12 protein-coding genes, 3 rRNA genes and 1 pseudogene are annotated in these 19,154 nt (G+C 67.3%); 13 read left to right on the top strand and 3 right to left on the bottom strand.

Annotated elements, in window-relative coordinates; translation table 11 throughout:
* Window positions 1-56 precede the first annotated feature (56 nt).
* From O1G21_RS13180 to O1G21_RS13165, 4 genes are all read left to right on the top strand, one after another.
* Window positions 57-710, top strand: coding sequence for a response regulator transcription factor (locus O1G21_RS13180; RefSeq protein ID WP_030285473.1), 654 nt, complete (start codon window positions 57-59; stop codon window positions 708-710).
* A 148-nt stretch (window positions 711-858) separates the two neighbouring features.
* Complete coding sequence (locus tag O1G21_RS13175; protein ID WP_270143551.1) at window positions 859-2,163, top strand: sensor histidine kinase; 1,305 nt, start codon at window positions 859-861, stop codon at window positions 2,161-2,163.
* A 265-nt stretch (window positions 2,164-2,428) separates the two neighbouring features.
* The gene (locus O1G21_RS13170) at window positions 2,429-3,412 is read left to right on the top strand and encodes an acyl-ACP desaturase (RefSeq protein ID WP_270143549.1); all 984 of its coding nucleotides are present in this window, start codon (window positions 2,429-2,431) and stop codon (window positions 3,410-3,412) included.
* Window positions 3,413-3,921: 509 nt separating this feature from the next.
* Window positions 3,922-4,221 carry a DUF4193 domain-containing protein gene (locus tag O1G21_RS13165; protein WP_030285479.1) on the top strand — a complete coding sequence of 100 codons (300 nt, stop codon included), beginning with the start codon at window positions 3,922-3,924 and terminating at the stop codon, window positions 4,219-4,221.
* A gap of 227 nt (window positions 4,222-4,448) precedes the next feature.
* Here O1G21_RS13165 and O1G21_RS13160 read toward each other — a convergent pair whose 3' ends face one another.
* The gene (locus tag O1G21_RS13160) at window positions 4,449-4,898 is read right to left on the bottom strand and encodes a DUF3093 domain-containing protein (protein WP_396238979.1); all 450 of its coding nucleotides are present in this window, start codon (window positions 4,896-4,898) and stop codon (window positions 4,449-4,451) included.
* A 135-nt stretch (window positions 4,899-5,033) separates the two neighbouring features.
* Here O1G21_RS13160 and O1G21_RS13155 point away from each other — a divergent pair, with 135 nt between their 5' ends.
* The 6 genes and pseudogenes from O1G21_RS13155 (at window position 5,034) to rrf (ending at window position 12,487) form a co-directional block, all read left to right on the top strand.
* A complete protein-coding gene (locus tag O1G21_RS13155) occupies window positions 5,034-5,621 on the top strand; it encodes a PaaI family thioesterase (RefSeq protein ID WP_270150956.1) in 588 nt (195 codons plus the stop codon).
* A pseudogene (gene dut / locus O1G21_RS13150) lies at window positions 5,618-6,152 on the top strand (dUTP diphosphatase). The gene O1G21_RS13155 and the pseudogene dut overlap by 4 nt, the downstream one beginning before the upstream one ends.
* Window positions 6,153-6,154: 2 nt before the next feature.
* Window positions 6,155-6,952, top strand: coding sequence for a DUF3710 domain-containing protein (locus tag O1G21_RS13145; RefSeq protein WP_270143541.1), 798 nt, complete (start codon window positions 6,155-6,157; stop codon window positions 6,950-6,952).
* Window positions 6,953-7,388: 436 nt separating this feature from the next.
* A 16S ribosomal RNA gene (locus tag O1G21_RS13140) occupies window positions 7,389-8,904 on the top strand.
* 275 nt (window positions 8,905-9,179) lie between these two features.
* Window positions 9,180-12,299: ribosomal RNA gene (locus O1G21_RS13135) — 23S ribosomal RNA — on the top strand.
* A 71-nt stretch (window positions 12,300-12,370) separates the two neighbouring features.
* Window positions 12,371-12,487: ribosomal RNA gene (gene rrf, locus O1G21_RS13130) — 5S ribosomal RNA — on the top strand.
* The 16S, 23S and 5S rRNA genes sit together here, the layout of an rRNA operon.
* Window positions 12,488-12,556: 69 nt before the next feature.
* Here the strand turns inward: rrf and O1G21_RS13125 are convergent.
* Both O1G21_RS13125 and O1G21_RS13120 read right to left on the bottom strand, forming a co-directional pair.
* On the bottom strand, window positions 12,557-13,033 hold the full coding sequence (locus O1G21_RS13125; RefSeq protein WP_270143539.1) for a GNAT family N-acetyltransferase: 477 nt from the start codon (window positions 13,031-13,033) through the stop codon (window positions 12,557-12,559).
* Window positions 13,034-13,121: 88 nt separating this feature from the next.
* Complete coding sequence (locus O1G21_RS13120; RefSeq protein WP_270143537.1) at window positions 13,122-13,916, bottom strand: VOC family protein; 795 nt, start codon at window positions 13,914-13,916, stop codon at window positions 13,122-13,124.
* A gap of 216 nt (window positions 13,917-14,132) precedes the next feature.
* On the opposite strand from O1G21_RS13120, the gene recD2 reads away from it, so the two are divergent.
* The 3 genes from recD2 (at window position 14,133) to O1G21_RS13105 (ending at window position 19,141) form a co-directional block, all read left to right on the top strand.
* Complete coding sequence (gene recD2 / locus O1G21_RS13115; RefSeq protein WP_270143535.1) at window positions 14,133-16,367, top strand: SF1B family DNA helicase RecD2; 2,235 nt, start codon at window positions 14,133-14,135, stop codon at window positions 16,365-16,367.
* 225 nt (window positions 16,368-16,592) lie between these two features.
* Window positions 16,593-17,882 carry a citrate synthase gene (locus tag O1G21_RS13110; RefSeq protein ID WP_270143533.1) on the top strand — a complete coding sequence of 430 codons (1,290 nt, stop codon included), beginning with the start codon at window positions 16,593-16,595 and terminating at the stop codon, window positions 17,880-17,882.
* 539 nt (window positions 17,883-18,421) lie between these two features.
* A complete protein-coding gene (locus tag O1G21_RS13105; RefSeq protein ID WP_270143531.1) occupies window positions 18,422-19,141 on the top strand; it encodes an SDR family NAD(P)-dependent oxidoreductase in 720 nt (239 codons plus the stop codon).
* Window positions 19,142-19,154: the final 13 nt, after the last annotated feature.

Here is a 19,154-nt window from a genome sequence, read left to right as displayed (position 1 = left end):
CACCGTCGGAGCCGTGCGTCCGCTTCCGGGGCCGGCCTGGAGAAGGGACAACGACCGTGCGGGTTCTCGTCGTCGAGGACGAGCAGCTGCTTGCCGAGGCCGTCGCCACCGGCCTGCGCCGCGAGGCGATGGCCGTCGACGTGGTGTACGACGGGGAGGCCGCGCTCCAGCGCATCGCGGTCAACGACTACGACGTGGTCGTCCTGGACCGCGACCTCCCGCTGGTGCACGGCGACGACGTCTGCCGCAAGGTGGTCGAACAGGGCCTGGCCACCCGGGTGATCATGCTGACCGCCTCCGGCGACATCAGTGACCGGGTCGAGGGCCTGGAGATCGGCGCCGACGACTACCTTCCGAAGCCGTTCGCCTTCAGCGAACTCGTCGCCCGGGTAAGGGCGCTGGGCCGCCGGGCGACCATCCCGCTGCCCCCGGTGCTGGAGCGGGCCGGCATCTCGCTCGACCCCGGCCGGCGCGAGGTGATCCGCGAGGGACGCACCGTCCAGCTCGCCCCCAAGGAGTTCGCCGTCCTGGAGGTGCTGATGCGGGCCGGCGGCGCCGTCGTCTCGGCCGAGCAGCTCCTGGAGAAGGCCTGGGACGAGCACACCGACCCTTTCACCAACGTCGTGCGCGTCACCGTGATGACCCTGCGCCGCAAGCTCGGAGACCCGCCGGTGATCGTCACCGTGCCCGGTTCCGGCTACCGGATCTGACCACCGGAATCCGCCTCGGCGGATTCCGCATCGAAGAGGGGCCCGGCCCCCGGGAACCCGATCGCTGCAGCCCGATCCGCCGAGTCCGCCCCCGAGGATTCCCCGCCGTACCAGCGCCCGCCCCCGGCGGACGCCCGAGAGGACCATCATGACCACCCCGCCGAGCCCGGCCGGCGGGCCCTCCGGCGCGCCCGCCGGCGGCCCGCGCGCCGTCCCGCCCAAGCCCGTGCACCCGCCGCACCAGGCCCGGTCGCGCCAGACCGAGACCTACGTCCCCGGCGACGGCCTGCTCGCCTGGCTGCCCTTCCGCCCCACCATCCGGATGCGGCTCACCCTGCTGTACGGCGGGATGTTCCTGATGGCCGGCGTGGTGCTGCTGCTGGTGATGTACTTCTTCGTCCAGCAGTCGCTCCAGCAGGTCGGCCAGCCGCACCTGCTGCTCAACGGCATCCCCGTCCGGACGTCGGACAACCAGATCATCACCAGTCAGTCCGCGCTCGACCAGTGGCTGAACGACCAGCGGTCCTTCCAGGCCGGCCAGGCGCTCAACACCCTGCTGCGCAAGCTGCTCACGGTGCTCGTCTGCCTCGCCGTGATCGCCTTCGCGGCCGGCTACGCGATGGCCGGCCGGGTGCTGCGCCCGCTCGGCCGGATCACCCGCACCGCCCGTGACGTCGCCTCTTCCGACCTGCACCGCCGGATCGAGCTGGACGGGCCGGACGACGAGCTCAAGGAGCTCGCCGACACCTTCGACGACATGCTGGACCGGCTGGACCGCTCCTTCGACTCCCAGCGCCGCTTCGTCGCCAACGCCTCGCACGAGCTGCGCACCCCGCTGGCGATCAACCGCACCCTGCTGGAGGTCCAGCTCTCCGACCCGGCCGCCTCCCCCGACCTCCAGCAGCTCGGCAGGACCCTGCTGGCCACCAATGAGCGCAGCGAGCAGCTGGTGGAGGGCCTGCTGCTGCTCGCCCGCAGCGAGAACGAGCTCACCGACCGCCGCCCGGTGGAGTTGTCCGAGGTGGCCACCAGGGCGCTGGAGCAGACCCGCGGCGAGGCCGACAAGCGCGAGGTCGAGCTGCGTTCGAAGCTCGACCCGGCCGCGGTCGCGGGCAACGGCGTGCTGCTGGAGCGGCTCGCGTTGAACCTGCTGCAGAACGCCGTCCGCTACAACACCCCGGGCGGCTGGGTCGAGCTGGCCACCGCCACGGTGCCCGGCGGCGGCGAGCTGGTGGTCTCCAACACCGGCCCGGTGGTGCCCGGGTACGAGCTGGAGCACATCTTCGAGCCGTTCCGCCGGATCAAGGGCGCCGACCGCACCCGCAGCGACAAGGGGGTCGGGCTGGGCCTGTCCATCGTCCGCTCGGTGGTGCGGGCCCACGGCGGCACCATCGAGGCCACCCCGCGTGCCGGGGGCGGCCTCACCATGCGGGTGCGGATTCCCGCGCCGTGAGGACCCTTCTGCGCCGTTCCGCGCGGTAACGGCCCCGGGCGCCGGAGCGGTCCGTGGGCGACCGTTTCCAGCCGCCCCCGGCAGGCCTGTCAAGACGACATAAGGCCTGGCGGGGGCGGCTTGTCATTTCCGGCCCGAGCAACTTACGGTGTCGTAACCTACGCAACCGTAAGTGTGTCTGCCGGTCTGCCCCCGACGGCTCCGCACGACGCTTGCCCGCCCCACGCGCCCGTCCCGCGCGTATCCGTCCCCCAGGAGCACGATCGTGACCATCGCCCCTGTGCAGAGCAGCCCCTCGCTCGGATCGAGCGGCTGGACCGACACGCGACTGATCCTGGCCCTCGAAGAGGTCGTGGAGAAGGAGCTCAACCGCCACCTGGGCGTGGCCAAGGAGTGGATGCCGCACGAGTTCGTCCCGTGGAGCCAGGGCCGCGACTTCGACGGCGTGCTGGGCGGCGAGGCGTGGGACGTCGAGCAGTCGAAGGTGACCCCGCTCGGCCGGGTGTCGCTGGTCGTCAACCTGCTGACCGAGGACAACCTCCCCAGCTACCACCACGAGATCGCGACCATGTTCGGCCGCGAGGGCGCCTGGGGCACCTGGGTGCACCGCTGGACCGCCGAGGAGGGCCGGCACGGGATAGCCATCCGCGACTTCCTGCTCGCCACCCGGGCCGTCGACCCGGTGGAGCTGGAGCGGGCCCGGATGAACCACATGTCGGAGGGCTTCGAGTCCGACAACGCGCACAGCATGCTGCACTCGGTCGCGTACGTGGCCTTCCAGGAGCTGGCCACCCGCATCTCGCACCGCAACACCGGCAAGTTCGCCGGCGACCCGCTGTGCGACCAGCTGCTGGCGAAGATCGCCAACGACGAGAACCTGCACATGGTCTTCTACCGGAACCTGCTGAAGGCCGCCCTGGAGATCGCCCCGGACCAGGCCATGCGCGCCATCGCCGACGTGGTCACCAACTTCCGGATGCCCGGCCACGGGATCCCCGGTTTCGAGCGCGCCGCCGCGCAGATCGCCCTCGGCGGGGTGTACAACCTGCGCATCCACCACGACGACGTGCTGCAGCCGGTCCTGCGCCACCTGCGGGTGATGGAGTTCGGCGGTCTCGGCCCGGAGGGCTTGGTGGCACAGAACGAGCTGGGCGTCTTCCTGGACGGGCTGGACGCGCAGGCGCGCAAGTTCGAGGAGCGCCAGGCGGCGATCCTGGCGCGCCGGGAGGCCCGCCGGAACGCCGGCTGAGGCGCCTGCGGGGGCGCTCCCGCCGAGTGGTCGCGCCCCCCCCCGATCCAGGGGGGCGGAGTGGGTGGATTTTCCGTGATTTGCCCCGGAAGATTCTGAATGTGACCAAGCTCACACCGTGTCGCTCCTTGATGTCGAGCAACCCCGGAGAGTGATCACCCGTTCGGGGTGCCGATCGCCGTCCGTGATCGGAATCCGGTCTGCGGGCGAACCGCAGGATTGGTCGGCCTCCCTGGTGGGCAAGGGATTTCGCGGACGCCGGTACGGCTCCCGCTCACTGTGAGTCGCCGGAAGGACGGGCACATGGTCGGTCGACGATGGCCCAGCGTGAGGCCTTCCGCGCCCCGAAGGATCACCCCAACGGAGCCCTGGCTGAGTGTCGATTGAGTAACGGGGCTTGAAGTAAGGCAAAATCTCCGCCTCGGGTCGGGCACAAGACCGACCCCCCATGCGTTACGTGCGCTGGAGATACCGCACACACCGCACAACCCGGAGGGGGAGAGCGAAAAATGGCAACCGACTACGACACCCCACGCAAGACCGACGACGAGCTCAACGAGGACAGCATCGAGGAGCTCAAGGCTCGTCGGAACGACAAGGGCGGCAGCTCGGTCGACGTCGACGAGTTCGACGCCGCCGAGGGCATGGAGCTCCCCGGCGCCGACCTCTCGAACGAGGAGCTCGCGGTTCGGGTGCTGCCGAAGCAGGCCGACGAGTTCACCTGCATGAGCTGCTTCCTGGTCCACCACCGCAGCCAGCTCTACAGCGAGAAGAACGGCAACCCGATCTGCCGGGACTGCGGCGCCTGAGCACCGCAGCGGACAGCGCCAGGCACCCGTGGCTCCCGCGGGACCGGCACAACGCTCCTTCCGGCCCCGGGCAGCGGGGCCGGACGGCAGGTCCGCGGACCGTCCTGAAGGGCGGACCCGGGAGGACGGAGTCGGCCGGCCGTGCGTCGGCCAGGACGAAGTCGTAGGGACGGTCCCGCAGCAGCGGAACCGTCCCTCTCGGTCTTTTCGGGGCCCTGTGGGCGCGCCTACGTGCGGGCGCCGCGCCGGGCCTCCTCCAGCGCCTCGGCCAGCTTCATCGGCGAGCGGGTCGACAGATAGAGGTAGGGCGTCGGGTCGGCCGGGTCGCTCACCTCGACCCGCAGCGCGGTCGGGACGTAGCTGCGCAGCAGCATGAAGGCGCGCGGATCGGCCTTCGGACCGCGCCAGGCCGCGGCCTCGGCGGGGCTCAGCGCCTGCGCGGCGCCCAGCGCGTCCACCGGGATCCTGGCCGGTCCGGCCACCAGCGAGCCCTGCACCACCCGGATCCGGGCCGAGCCGTAGCTGCTGATCGCCACCGCGCCGGCGGCGATGCCGACCACCAGGCCGACCAGCGCGGCAAGACCGCTGACCCGGATCAGGATCAGCGCGAGGGTCAGACCGACTGCGACCGGGAGCAGCCACCAGGAGCGCGGCACCGTGAGGCGTTCGTCGTACATGCCCTCCATTGTGGGCGCCCTGACGCCCGGCGCGGGACGCCACCCCCACGGGAGGCTTTGCTACCGCTGGGTAGGCTGCGAGCCGTGACCGGTACGACGACCCCCACCACCCCCACCGACCGGTCGGCGCCCGTGCTGCCGCCGACCCCGACCACCCCGACCACGCCGCCGCCGGACGCCGTGCTCCCGGAGCGCCATCCCCAGGCGCCCGCCCCCGGCACCCGCCTCGGCTCCCACTACGAGCACTGCTTCGGCTGCGGCCCCCAGCACCCCGGCGGCCTGCGGATCGACGCGGTCGCCGGCGAGGGCCTGGACGTCACGGCCGAGCTCACCGTCCGGGACGTCCACCAGGGCGGCCCCGGGCTGGCCCACGGCGGCCTGTTGACCACGGCGATGGACGAGACCCTCGGCACGCTCAACTGGCTGCTGCACGCACCCGCCGTGACCGGCCGGCTGGAGACCGACTTCCTCAGCCCGGTGCCCGTCGACTCGGTGCTGCACCTGCGCGCCTGGATCACCGGAGTGCACGGCCGCAAGATCTACAGCGCCGCCGAGGCACGGATCGGCGGCCCGGACGGACCGGTCGCCGTGCGGGCTCGGGCGCTCTTCATCCAGGTGAAGCTGGAACACTTCACCACGCACGGTCGTCCCGAGGACATCGAGAAGGTCCTCGACGACCCTGATCTGATGAAGCGCGCACGAGCCTTTGAGGTGAACCCTTGAGCGAGACCCCCCGCCCGCGGCTGGACGTCCTGATCAGGCGCATCGACCCCGAGCTGCCGCTGCCCGAGTACGCGCAGCCCGGGGACGCCGGTGCCGACCTGCGGACCACCGTCGACGCCGAGCTGGCCCCCGGAGAGCGGGCGGTGCTCCCCACCGGCGTCGCCATCGCGCTCCCCGACGGCTACGCGGCCTTCGTCCACCCGCGCTCCGGGCTGGCAGCTCGTTGCGGAGTTGCCCTCGTGAACGCCCCGGGGACGGTCGATGCCGGGTACCGTGGAGAGATCAAGGTGATCGTCGTCAATCTGGACCCGCGCGAGGGGGTCAGCTTCCGCCGAGGGGACCGGATCGCCCAGCTGGTCATCCAGCAGGTCGAGAAGGCCCGCTTCCACGAGGTGGCCGAGCTGCCTGGGTCGGCACGCGCCGAGGGCGGGTTCGGGTCGACCGGTGGCCACGCCGCGGTCTAGCATTCCCGCGGCCTCGCAGGAAGCCGAGCAGGTATTCGCATCGGTCTTGGACCGGGAAGGACAGTGACCGTGTTCCGTCGTCGCCAGAAGAGCGAGGACGCTGTCGAGCAGCTCGCCGACGACGCCATCAGCGCCGACGAGACGGCCGATGACGTCGAAGGTTCCGCCGAGAGCGAGAACGTGACCGAGCTGGACCCGGCCGACAAGGTCGGCCTGCCGCCGGCCCCGCGGCCGGACGGCCCGTGGGACCACAGTGAGCTGGAGACCCCGGAGGAGGGACGAGTCGACCTCGGGGGTCTGCTGGTTCCCGGTGTCGAGGGCATGGAGCTGCGGGTCGAGGTCGCCGGTGACGCGATCGTCGCGGCGACCCTCGTGCTCGGCAACAGCGCCATCCAGCTCCAGGCCTTCGCGGCCCCGAAGTCGGAGGGCATCTGGGGAGAGGTCCGCGAGGAGATCGCCAACGGCATCACCTCGCAGGGCGGCCTCGTCGAGGAGGAGGAAGGCCCGCTCGGCTGGCACCTCCGCGCCCAGGTCCCGGTGCAGCTCCCGGACGGCACCCAGGGCGTGCAGCTGGTGCGCTTCGTCGGGTGCGACGGCCCGCGCTGGTTCCTGCGCGGTGTGATCTCGGGCCAGGCCGCCGTGCAGCCCGAGATGGCCGGCATCCTGGAGCAGGTCTTCCGGCAGACCGTCGTCGTGCGCGGCGAGAGCCCGATGGCTCCGCGCGACCCGATCGTGCTGAAGCTTCCCGAGGATGCCCAGATGGTTGCCGACGGTGGTGGGGCGGCTGCCGCCGCCGGCGAGGGCGAGAGCCGCTACGGCTCGCTCGACCCGTTCGCCCGCGGCCCGGAGATCACCGAGGTCCGCTGACCCGCAGCGCGGCGCATCGCCTCGCATCGCCTCCGTCCGGAGCCCCGGGCGGAGGCGATTTGCATGTGGCGGGCCGGTACCCGTACAGTTCCGGAGTCGCCGCGGGAGACCGGGGCAACAAAGCGGAAAGCGAATCCGATGAATGAAACTCCGGAAAACGGGGCGGAAAACATCTGATAAGCTGGAAACACGAAAGAACGAAGCGCCCGGAGGGCCCGCTGGAAGGCGGTCCGAAGGAAGCGTCCGTTCCTTGAGAACTCAACAGCGTGCCAAAAGTCAACGCCAGATATGTTGACATCCCCGGCCTCGGTCATTGTGATCGGGGTTGGAGATTCCTTTTGAAATAACACTAGCGAGGACGCAGTGCGCGGGGCCGCCCTATTCCGGTGGTTGCCGTGCCGCTCAACGCGGGTGTGGACCCGATTACGGGTAAACATTCACGGAGAGTTTGATCCTGGCTCAGGACGAACGCTGGCGGCGTGCTTAACACATGCAAGTCGAACGGTGAAGCCCTTCGGGGTGGATCAGTGGCGAACGGGTGAGTAACACGTGGGCAATCTGCCCTGCACTCTGGGACAAGCCCTGGAAACGGGGTCTAATACCGGATATGACCTTCCTCCGCATGGGGGTTGGTGGAAAGCTCCGGCGGTGCAGGATGAGCCCGCGGCCTATCAGCTTGTTGGTGGGGTAATGGCCTACCAAGGCGACGACGGGTAGCCGGCCTGAGAGGGCGACCGGCCACACTGGGACTGAGACACGGCCCAGACTCCTACGGGAGGCAGCAGTGGGGAATATTGCACAATGGGCGAAAGCCTGATGCAGCGACGCCGCGTGAGGGATGACGGCCTTCGGGTTGTAAACCTCTTTCAGCAGGGAAGAAGCGCAAGTGACGGTACCTGCAGAAGAAGCACCGGCTAACTACGTGCCAGCAGCCGCGGTAATACGTAGGGTGCGAGCGTTGTCCGGAATTATTGGGCGTAAAGAGCTCGTAGGCGGCCTGTCGCGTCGGATGTGAAAGCCCGGGGCTTAACCCCGGGTCTGCATTCGATACGGGCAGGCTAGAGTGTGGTAGGGGAGATCGGAATTCCTGGTGTAGCGGTGAAATGCGCAGATATCAGGAGGAACACCGGTGGCGAAGGCGGATCTCTGGGCCATTACTGACGCTGAGGAGCGAAAGCGTGGGGAGCGAACAGGATTAGATACCCTGGTAGTCCACGCCGTAAACGTTGGGAACTAGGTGTTGGCCACATTCCACGTGGTCGGTGCCGCAGCTAACGCATTAAGTTCCCCGCCTGGGGAGTACGGCCGCAAGGCTAAAACTCAAAGGAATTGACGGGGGCCCGCACAAGCAGCGGAGCATGTGGCTTAATTCGACGCAACGCGAAGAACCTTACCAAGGCTTGACATATGCCGGAAACACCTGGAGACAGGTGCCCCCTTGTGGTCGGTATACAGGTGGTGCATGGTTGTCGTCAGCTCGTGTCGTGAGATGTTGGGTTAAGTCCCGCAACGAGCGCAACCCTTGTTCTGTGTTGCCAGCGAGTAATGTCGGGGACTCACAGGAGACTGCCGGGGTCAACTCGGAGGAAGGTGGGGACGACGTCAAATCATCATGCCCCTTATGTCTTGGGCTGCACACGTGCTACAATGGTCGGTACAAAGGGCTGCGATGCCGTGAGGCGGAGCGAATCCCAAAAAGCCGGCCTCAGTTCGGATTGGGGTCTGCAACTCGACCCCATGAAGTTGGAGTTGCTAGTAATCGCAGATCAGCATGCTGCGGTGAATACGTTCCCGGGCCTTGTACACACCGCCCGTCACGTCACGAAAGTCGGTAACACCCGAAGCCGGTGGCCTAACCCTCTGGGATGGAGCCGTCGAAGGTGGGACCAGCGATTGGGACGAAGTCGTAACAAGGTAGCCGTACCGGAAGGTGCGGCTGGATCACCTCCTTTCTAAGGAGCACATGGCAGCTTCGGGCGAACGTCCCGGAGTGCTCGCTCATGGGTGGAACGTTGACTATTCGGCACATCGAGGGCTTGGTCTCCTAGTACTGCTTCGGCGTGGAACAGAGGGTCTGGTTCGGGTTGTGTCGGGCACGTTGTTGGGTCCTGAGGGAACGGGAGTTGCCTCATGGTTGCCGGCCTCACTCGAGGTAGCCCGGTTCGGGTTGTCGAGGGTGTGTGACTGGTCGTTGTTTGAGAACTGCACAGTGGACGCGAGCATCTGTGGCCAAGTTTTTAAGGGCGCACGGTGGATGCCTTGGCACCAGGAACCGATGAAGGACGTGGGAGGCCGCGATAGGCCCCGGGGAGCTGTCAACCGAGCTTTGATCCGGGGGTGTCCGAATGGGGAAACCCGGCAGTCGTCATGGGCTGTCACCCGCTGCTGAACACATAGGCAGTGTGGAGGGAACGCGGGGAAGTGAAACATCTCAGTACCCGCAGGAAGAGAAAACAACCGTGATTCCGGGAGTAGTGGCGAGCGAAACTGGATGAGGCTAAACCGTATTGGTGTGAGACCCGGCAGGGGTTGCCAATGCGGGGTTGTGGGAATGAGCTTCAGTCGTCTGCCGGCGGCTGGGCGAGTCAGAAACCGTATGGGTAGTCGAAGGACATGCGAAAGGTCCGGCGTAGAGGGTAAGACCCCCGTAGACGAAATCTGTACGGCTTGCTTGCTCATCTCCCAAGTAGCACGGGGCCCGAGAAATCCCGTGTGAATCTGGCGGGACCACCCGCTAAGCCTAAATATTCCCTGGTGACCGATAGCGGATAGTACCGTGAGGGAATGGTGAAAAGTACCGCGGGAGCGGAGTGAAATAGTACCTGAAACCGTGTGCCTACAAGCCGTGGGAGCGTCGTCAGTCGGCTTGCCGGCTGGCCGTGACTGCGTGCCTTTTGAAGAATGAGCCTGCGAGTTTGCGGTGTGTAGCGAGGTTAACCCGTGTGGGGTAGCCGTAGCGAAAGCGAGTCCGAATAGGGCGGTTGAGTTGCATGCCCAAGACCCGAAGCGGAGTGATCTAGCCATGGGCAGGTTGAAGCGCGGGTAAGACCGTGTGGAGGACCGAACCCACCAGGGTTGAAAACCTGGGGGATGACCTGTGGTTAGGGGTGAAAGGCCAATCAAACTCCGTGATAGCTGGTTCTCCCCGAAATGCATTTAGGTGCAGCGTCACGTGTTTCTTGCCGGAGGTAGAGCACTGGATAGGCGATGGGCCTTACCGGGTTACTGACCTTAGCCAAACTCCGAATGCCGGTAAGTGAGAGCGTGGCAGTGAGACTGTGGGGGATAAGCTCCATGGTCGAGAGGGAAACAGCCCAGAACACCGACTAAGGTCCCTAAGCGTGTGCTAAGTGGGAAAGGATGTGGAGTCGCAGAGACAACCAGGAGGTTGGCTTAGAAGCAGCCACCCTTGAAAGAGTGCGTAATAGCTCACTGGTCAAGTGATTCCGCGCCGACAATGTAGCGGGGCTCAAGCACACCACCGAAGTCGTGTCATTGCAGCAATACTCCTAACGGGGGCTGTGATGGGTAGGGGAGCGTCGTGTGCCGGGTGAAGCGGCCGAGGAATCGAGTCGTGGACGGTATACGAGTGAGAATGCAGGCATGAGTAGCGATACAAGAGTGGGAAACTCTTGCGCCGATTGACCAAGGGTTCCTGGGTCAAGCTGATCTGCCCAGGGTAAGTCGGGACCTAAGGCGAGGCCGACAGGCGTAGTCGATGGACAACGGGTTGATATTCCCGTACCCGCTTTGAAGCGCCAACGCTGAACCAGGTGATGCTAAGGCCGTGAAGCCGTCCCGGATCCTTCGGGTGAAGGGAAGTGGTGGAGCCGCCGGTCCAAGTCTGCAGTAGGTGAGCGATGGGGTGACGCAGGAAGGTAGTCCAGCCCGGGCGGTGGTTGTCCCGGGGTAAGGGTGTAGGACGTGGGGTAGGCAAATCCGCCTCACATATAGTCTGAGACCTGATGCCGAGCCGATTGTGGTGAAGTGGATGATCCTATGCTGTCGAGAAAAGCCTCTAGCGAGTTTCATGGCGGCCCGTACCCCAAACCGACTCAGGTGGTCAGGTAGAGAATACCGAGGCGTTCGGGTGAACTATGGTTAAGGAACTCGGCAAAATGCCCCCGTAACTTCGGGAGAAGGGGGGCCATTCCTGGTGACGGGCTTTGCGCCTTGAGCTGGGGGTGGCCGCAGAGACCAGCGAGAAGCGACTGTTTACTAAAAACACAGGTCCGTGCGAAGCCGTAAGGCGATGTATACGGACTGACGCCTGCCCGGTGCTGGAACGTTAAGGGGACCGGTTAGCTTAGTTTCGACTAGGCGAAGCTGAGAACTTAAGCGCCAGTAAACGGCGGTGGTAACTATAACCATCCTAAGGTAGCGAAATTCCTTGTCGGGTAAGTTCCGACCTGCACGAATGGCGTAACGACTTCTCGACTGTCTCAACCATAGGCCCGGTGAAATTGCATTACGAGTAAAGATGCTCGTTTCGCGCAGCAGGACGGAAAGACCCCGGGACCTTTACTATAGCTTGATATTGGTGTTCGGTTCGGCTTGTGTAGGATAGGTGGGAGACTGTGAAGCAGCAACGCCAGTTGTTGTGGAGTCGCCGTTGAAATACCACTCTGGTCGTGCTGGATGTCTAACCTGGGTCCGTGATCCGGATCAGGGACAGTGTCTGGTGGGTAGTTTAACTGGGGCGGTTGCCTCCTAAAGGGTAACGGAGGCGCCCAAAGGTTCCCTCAGCCTGGTTGGCAATCAGGTGTTGAGTGTAAGTGCACAAGGGAGCTTGACTGTGAGACTGACGGGTCGAGCAGGTACGAAAGTAGGGACTAGTGATCCGGCGGTGGCTTGTGGAAGCGCCGTCGCTCAACGGATAAAAGGTACCCCGGGGATAACAGGCTGATCTTCCCCAAGAGTCCATATCGACGGGATGGTTTGGCACCTCGATGTCGGCTCGTCGCATCCTGGGGCTGGAGTAGGTCCCAAGGGTTGGGCTGTTCGCCCATTAAAGCGGTACGCGAGCTGGGTTTAGAACGTCGTGAGACAGTTCGGTCCCTATCCGCTGTGCGCGTAGGAGTGTTGAGAAGGGCTGTCCCTAGTACGAGAGGACCGGGACGGACGAACCTCTGGTGTGCCAGTTGTTCTGCCAAGGGCATGGCTGGTTGGCTACGTTCGGGAGGGATAACCGCTGAAAGCATCTAAGCGGGAAGCCTGCTTCGAGATGAGCACTCCCACCTCCTTGAGAGGGTAAGGCTCCCAGTAGACGACTGGGTTGATAGGCCGGATATGGAAGCCCTGTGAGGGGTGGAGTTGACCGGTACTAATAGGCCGAGGGCTTGTCCTCAGTTGCTCGCGTCCACTGTGTTGTTCTGAAACAACGACTGCCTTGTCGGCGGGTCGACAGTTTCATAGTGTTTCGGTGGTCATAGCGTGAGGGAAACGCCCGGTTACATTCCGAACCCGGAAGCTAAGCCTCACAGCGCCGATGGTACTGCAGGGGGGACCCTGTGGGAGAGTAGGACGCCGCCGAACAATTCTTCAGAAGAACCCCCATCCGGATTCCGGATGGGGGTTCTTCGCGTTTCCGGGCCATTCGTCTCGCTATTCGTCTCGGTTCGAAAGCGCCAGCTTGAAGCCGAGGTGCGACGGCACGAAGCCCAGCCGTTCGTAGAAGCGGTGCGCGTCCGTGCGGGTCGCGTCGGAGGTGAGCTGGACGAGGTCGGCGCCGAGTTCGCGGGCGCGCTCGACGGCCCACCGGATCAGTTCGGTGCCGAGTCCGCTGCCGCGTTCGTCGGCGTGGACGCGGACGGCCTCGATGATCGCGCGGGTGGCGCCGGTCCGGGAGAGGCCGGGGACGAGGGTGAGGTGCAGGGTGCCGATGGTGCGGCCGGCGCGTTCGGCGACGACCAGGTGCTGGTGCGGGTCGCCGTCGATGCGGGTGAAGGCGGCGCGGTACGGGGTGAGGTCGGCGGGGGTCTCGCGGGTGGCGCCGAGTGGGTCGTCGGCGAGCATGGCGACGATCGCCGGCAGGTCGGCCTCGGAGGCCCGTCGGATCGTCAGAACGGCCGTTTCAGTCATGATCGGAGAATAGAGGGCCCTGGTTGCTCGACCACCTTTGTCTACGCCCGTAGCGCGCCCTTCACGGCCCTTCTGGAGCGATTCCTGGTCATGTCCCGGGCGCGGCGCTGGTGATGACGGCGAAGACGGCGCCGTGCGGGTCGAGCAGCTGGGCGAGGCGCCCGACGCCGTGCACGTCGGTTGCCGGGATCCGGACCGTGGCGCCGAGCTGTTCGGCGATGGCGAGGCTGGCGTCCACGTTGGGGACCTCGAAGTAGGGGAGCCAGTGCGAGCCGGTGCCGCGCGCGGTGTGCTCGGGGCCGAGCTGCATGATGCCGCCGTGGGCGTCGTCGGTGCCGCCGCCGGCCGGGGTGAGGACGGTGTACAGCACCTCGCCGAACGGGACGTCCTGCTCCTGCCAGCCGAAGACCGCGCGGTAGAAGGCCTTGGCCTGGTCGGCGTCGACGCTGTAGCACTCGGCCCAGCAGAGGCTGATCTCGTCGTTGACCAGGTCCAGGCCGCGGGTGTCGTGCGGCTGCCAGACGGCGAAGTCGGCGCCGGTCGGGTCGGTGTAGCCGGCCATCCGGCCCGCGGTGAAGACGTCGAAGGGGGCGAACCGCACGCGTCCGCCGGCCTGTTGGACGAGTTCGGTGGTGCGGTCGGCGTCGTCCGTGGCGAAGTACAGCGTCCAGCCGGGCGGGGTGCTGCCCTCGTCGGCGAGCGGGCCGAGGGCGGCGACGGTGCGGCCGTCGAGCTGGAAGAAGCCGTAGCCGCCGGCCTCGGGACCGGCCGAGTCGAAGGTCCAGCCGAACAGGGCGGCGTAGAAGTCGACGGAGGCCCGGGTGTCGGGGCTGCTCAGGTCGAGCCAGTCCGGGGAACCGGGGCGGAAGTCGGTGTTGAGCATGGCGGCACTGCTCCTCGGACGGGTCCCGTGCGGGCGCGGGCGCGGTCGACGACCCCTGGGGTCATACCAGCCTGGCACCTCGGCGGGGGCCCCGCACGGCGGGTCGGCACCGGGGCTGCCCCGGGTGCGCGGCCTTCCGGGGCGTCGGGGTTGTCCGCGCGGGGCGGTACGGTGCGTAACGGAATGGTCCACCCGTACCGGTCGAAGGGGGTTCCGGTGGGCAAGCAGGCGCAGTCGGGGCAGCAGGTGCCCCGCCAGCTCGCGCAGGTCGAGGGCGTGCTGGAGCGGATCACCTACGCCAACGAGGAGACCGGCTACACGGTGGCCCGGGTGGACACCGGGCGGGGCGGGAACGACCTGCTGACGGTGGTGGGCGCGCTGCTGGGGGCGCAGGTCGGCGAGTCGCTGCGACTGCACGGGCGGTGGGGCTCGCATCCGCAGTACGGGCGGCAGTTCACGGTGGAGAACTACACCACGGTGCTGCCGGCCACGGTGCAGGGCATCCAGCGGTACCTGGGATCGGGGCTGATCAAGGGGATCGGGCCGCGGTTCGCCGAGCGGATCGTGGAGCGCTTCGGGGTGGACACCCTGGAGGTGATCGAGAACGAGCCGGGCCGGCTGATCGAGGTGCCGGGGCTGGGGCCGAAGCGCACCAAGAAGATCGCCGCGGCCTGGGAGGAGCAGAAGGCCATCAAGGAGGTGATGGTCTTCCTGCAGGGGGTCGGGGTGTCGACCTCATTGGCGGTGCGGATCTACAAGCAGTACGGCGACGCCTCGATCGGGGTGGTGAGGAACGAGCCGTACAAGCTGGCGGCGGACGTCTGGGGCATCGGCTTCCTGACGGCGGACCGGATCGCCCAGGCGGTGGGGATCCCGCACGACAGCCCGGAGCGGGTGAAGGCGGGGCTGCAGTACGCGCTGTCGCAGAGCAGCGACCAAGGGCACTGCTACCTGCCGGAGGAGCGGCTGATCGCGGACGGGGTCAAGCTGCTGCAGGTGGACGTCGGGCTGGTGATCGACTGTCTGGCGGAGCTGGTCGCCGCCGAGGGCGTGGTGCGCGAGACGGTGCCGGGGGAGGCGGGCGAGCCGATCACCGCGGTCTACCTGGTGCCGTTCCACCGGGCGGAGATCTCGCTGGCCAACCAGCTGTTGCGGCTGCTGCGTTCGGATTCCGACCGGTTGCCGTGGTCCGCCGACGTGGACTGGCCGGTGGCCTTGGAGTGGCTGGCGAAGCGGACCGGGACGCAGCTGGCGCCGGAGCAGGAGCAGTCGGTGCGGCTGGCGCTGACCCGCAAGGTCGCGGTGCTGACGGGTGGCCCGGGCTGCGGCAAGTCGTTCACGGTGAAGTCGATCGTGATGATGGCGCTGGCCAAGCGGGCGAAGGTGGTGCTGGCGGCGCCGACCGGGCGGGCGGCTAAGCGGCTGGCGGAGCTGACCGGGGCGGAGGCCTCGACGGTGCACCGGTTGCTGGAGCTGAAGCCGGGCGGGGACGCCGCGTACGACCGGGACCGGCCGCTGGACGCGGATCTGGTGGTGGTGGACGAGGCCTCGATGCTGGACCTGATCCTGGCGAACAAGCTGGTCAAGGCGGTGCCGCCGGGGGCCCACCTGCTGTTCGTGGGGGACGTGGACCAGCTGCCCTCGGTGGGCGCCGGGGAGGTGCTGCGGGACCTGCTGGCGGAGGACGGGCCGATCCCGTCGGTGCGGCTGACCCGGATCTTCCGGCAGGCGCAGCAGTCGGGGGTGGTGACCAACGCGCACCGGATCAACGAGGGGAAGCCGCCGCTGACGGAGGGGCTGACGGACTTCTTCCTGTTCGTGGAGGACGACGCGGAGCGGGCGGCCGGTCTGACGGTGGACGTGGTGGCGCGCCGGATCCCGCAGAAGTTCGGCTTCGACCCGCGCCGGGACGTGCAGGTGCTGGCGCCGATGCACCGGGGTCCGGCCGGGGCGGGGAACCTGAACACGCTGTTGCAGGGGGCGGTGACGCCGGCCCGGGAGGGGCTGGCGGAGCGGCGCTTCGGCGGGCGGACGTTCCGGGTGGGGGACAAGGTCACCCAGATCCGCAACAACTACGACAAGGGGCGGAACGGCGTCTTCAACGGCACAGTTGGAGTGGTGACCGCCCTCAGTCCGGACGACCAGCGGCTGACGGTGCTCACCGACGAGGACGAGGAGGTGTCGTACGACTTCGACGAACTGGACGAGCTGGCCCACGCGTACGCGGTGACGATCCACCGCTCGCAGGGCAGTGAGTACCCGGTGGTGGTGATTCCGGTCACTATGTCCGCTTGGACGATGCTCCAGCGAAACCTGCTGTACACCGCTGTGACCAGGGCGAGGAAACTCGTGGTGCTGGTCGGGTCACGGAAGGCGATCGCACAGGCCGTGAGGACCGTCAGTGCAGGTCGGCGGCATGCCGCGCTCGATCATCGACTTGCTTCTGGATGATTATCCAACAGGATGGTTGCCTCTAATGTTCTCTTGACGTGAAGAGATTTACGGCAGAGCCTAGGGTGGTGCCGATCTTGTCCGGTTCGTACCGGCTGCGGCGGCAGGTTTTGTAGGGGCGGGCCCTTCCGGGCCACCCCGGGTGCGCGACTGTCCTCCGGATGGGGGATGGTAGAGACAGTCAGGGCACCTTGGAAGAGGATTCATTTCGTCGGTGAGGAAGACGTGAGCGACAACTCGGTAGTACTGCGGTACCAGGACGGCGAGTACGAGTACCCCGTCGTCGAGAGCACTGCGGGCAACTCCGGCTTCGACATCTCGAAGCTGCTCCCGCAGACCGGCCTGGTCACCCTGGACAACGGCTTCGGTAACACCGCCGCGTACAAGTCCGCGATCACCTTCGTGGACGGTGACAACGGCATCCTGCGGTACCGCGGCTACCCGATCGAGCAGCTCGCAGCGCAGGGCGGCTTCATCGAGACCGCGTACCTCCTGATCAACGGCGAGCTGCCCAACGCGGACCAGCTGGCGGACTTCAACCGCGAGATCACCCAGCACACGCTGCTGCACGAGGACGTCAAGCGCTTCTTCCAGGGCTTCCCGCGGGACGCCCACCCGATGGCCATGCTGTCCTCGGTGGTCGGCGCGCTCTCCACGTTCTACCCGGAGAGCCACAACCCGTTCGACGCGGCCCAGCGCCACCTGTCGACCGTCCGCCTGCTGGCCAAGCTGCCGACGATCGCCGCGTACGCGTACAAGAAGGCGATGGGCCAGCCCTTCGTCTACCCGCGCAACGACCTGAGCTACGTCGAGAACTTCCTGCGGATGACCTTCGCCGTCCCGGCCGAGGACTACGAGCTCAACCCGGTCGTGGTCAACGCCCTGGACAAGCTGCTCATCCTGCACGCGGACCACGAGCAGAACTGCTCGACCTCCACCGTGCGCCTGGTCGGTTCCAGCCACGCCAACCTGTTCGCCTCGATCTCGGCGGGCATCTCGGCCCTGTGGGGCCCGTTGCACGGCGGCGCCAACCAGGCCGTGCTGGAGATGCTCGAGAGCATCCAGAAGGACGGCGGCGACGTCGACTCGTTCATCACGAAGGTGAAGAACAAGGAAGCCGGCGTCAAGCTGATGGGCTTCGGCCACCGCGTCTACAAGGCCTTCGACCCGCGCGCCGCCCAGGTCAAGCTGCTGGCGCACGAGGTCCTCGGCCAGCTCGGCAAGAGCGACGAGCTGCTGGAGATCGCGCTCAAGCTGGAGGAGCACGCCCTCAAGGACGACTTCTTCATCTCGCGCAAGCTGTACCCGAACGTGGACTTCTACACCGGCCTGATCTACCGCGCCATGGGCTTCCCGACCAGCATGTTCACCGTGCTGTTCGCCCTCGGCCGGCTGCCGGGCTGGATCGCCCACTGGCACGAGATGATCAACGACCCGACCAGCCGGATCGGCCGCCCGCGCCAGATCTACACGGGCACCGCGATCCGCGACTACGTCGAGCTCGAGCAGCGCTGACGTAGCACCGCACCGAAAGGGGCCCGGCCGCTGCTGAGCGGCCGGGCCCCTTCGCGCGTCCCCGCCCCGGACCCGGCAGGGCCCGCGCGGGGACGGAACCGTACGGCGCACGACTCCGGGGCCGGCTGCGGCCGGGGACGGCCGCTCAAAGCGTCCCTGACCCGCCACGACCCCGGCGCCGTGCGCGAAGGCCGTCGAAAAGCACGACGACCGTCCCGGGGCCCGCCGGAGCCCCGTCGGCGACAGCTGCTGGAAGAGCGGGACACGTTGCCGTTAGCCGCGCCCCGCCCATCGGGAAAACTGCCGCACTACCAACCTAAGACGTATCAGGGTGCGAGAAGTTACGCCCGGGGGGTGTGAGCTGCCTCTCGCCACGCTCCGTAGGCGCTTGGTACCACGCCCATATCACACCTTCCCTCGCGCGCGACGTCACCCTCCCCGCAGTCACGGCAACCGAGCGTGATAGGAATCGTGGCATTCCGGTACGGACCGTCGCGCACCTCGTCGCGCGACGGCGGAACTGGGGAGGGAGTGCGCAGATGGCCAGGAACGTCGTCGTCACCGGCGGTGGTACGGGAATCGGGTACGAAGTCGCGCGGCGGTTCGCCGAGGCGGGCGAGCACGTGGTGATCGTCGGTCGCCGTCGGGCGGTCCTGGAGAAGGCCGCGGCCGACCTCGGGCCGAACGTCACCCCGCTGGTGTGCGACCTCGCCGACCCGGACGGGGTGGAGGCCGCGCTGGCCGAACTGCCCGAGCGGATCGACGTGCTGGTGAACAACGCCGGCAGCCGGGAGACCGTGGTCGGTGGCGGGCCGCACGCCCTGCTGGCCCGCTGGCGCGGCGACTTCGAGCGCAACGTGCTGACCGTGGTGCTGCTCACCGAGTCGATCCGGGACCGGCTCACCCCGGGCTCCGGCCGGGTCGTCACCATCAGCTCCATCGCCGCCCTGCGCGGGGCCGGCTCGTACGGTGCGGCGAAGGCCTCGCTGCACGCCTGGAACCACTTCCTGGCCGCCCAGTTGGGCACCTCGGGGATCACCGCCAACATCGTCGCGCCGGGCACGGTGGCCGGCACCGAGTTCTTCGGTCCGCGGCTGGACGAGCCCGAGGTGGCCCGCCGGGCGGCGCGCACCCTGCTCGGCCGGATCGGCGAGACCGGGGAGGTCGCGGCGGCGGTGCACTTCCTGGCCTCGGCCGAGGCCGGGTTCATCACCGGCGAGATCCTGCACTGCAACGGCGGGGAGCTGCTGGGGCGTTGAGCCACGGTGAGGG

The sequence above is a fragment of the Kitasatospora cathayae genome, assembly GCF_027627435.1.
In the GTDB taxonomy this organism is placed as follows: Bacteria; Actinomycetota; Actinomycetes; order Streptomycetales; family Streptomycetaceae; genus Kitasatospora; species Kitasatospora cathayae.
The sequence above is the reverse complement of the archived record's forward strand: the minus strand, read 5'-3'. Positions and strand labels throughout refer to the sequence as shown.

What these genes read in the sequence shown, in the direction of transcription:
- O1G21_RS13105 (WP_270143531.1), top strand. Translation starts at nt 18,422, where the DNA reads ATGGCCAGGAACGTCGTCGTCACCGGCGGTGGTACGGGAATCGGGTAC.
- O1G21_RS13120 (WP_270143537.1), bottom strand. Translation starts at nt 13,916, where the DNA reads ATGCTCAACACCGACTTCCGCCCCGGTTCCCCGGACTGGCTCGACCTG.
- O1G21_RS13160 (WP_396238979.1), bottom strand. Translation starts at nt 4,898, where the DNA reads ATGTACGACGAACGCCTCACGGTGCCGCGCTCCTGGTGGCTGCTCCCG.
- O1G21_RS13125 (WP_270143539.1), bottom strand. Translation starts at nt 13,033, where the DNA reads ATGACTGAAACGGCCGTTCTGACGATCCGACGGGCCTCCGAGGCCGAC.
- O1G21_RS13165 (WP_030285479.1), top strand. Translation starts at nt 3,922, where the DNA reads ATGGCAACCGACTACGACACCCCACGCAAGACCGACGACGAGCTCAAC.
- O1G21_RS13175 (WP_270143551.1), top strand. Translation starts at nt 859, where the DNA reads ATGACCACCCCGCCGAGCCCGGCCGGCGGGCCCTCCGGCGCGCCCGCC.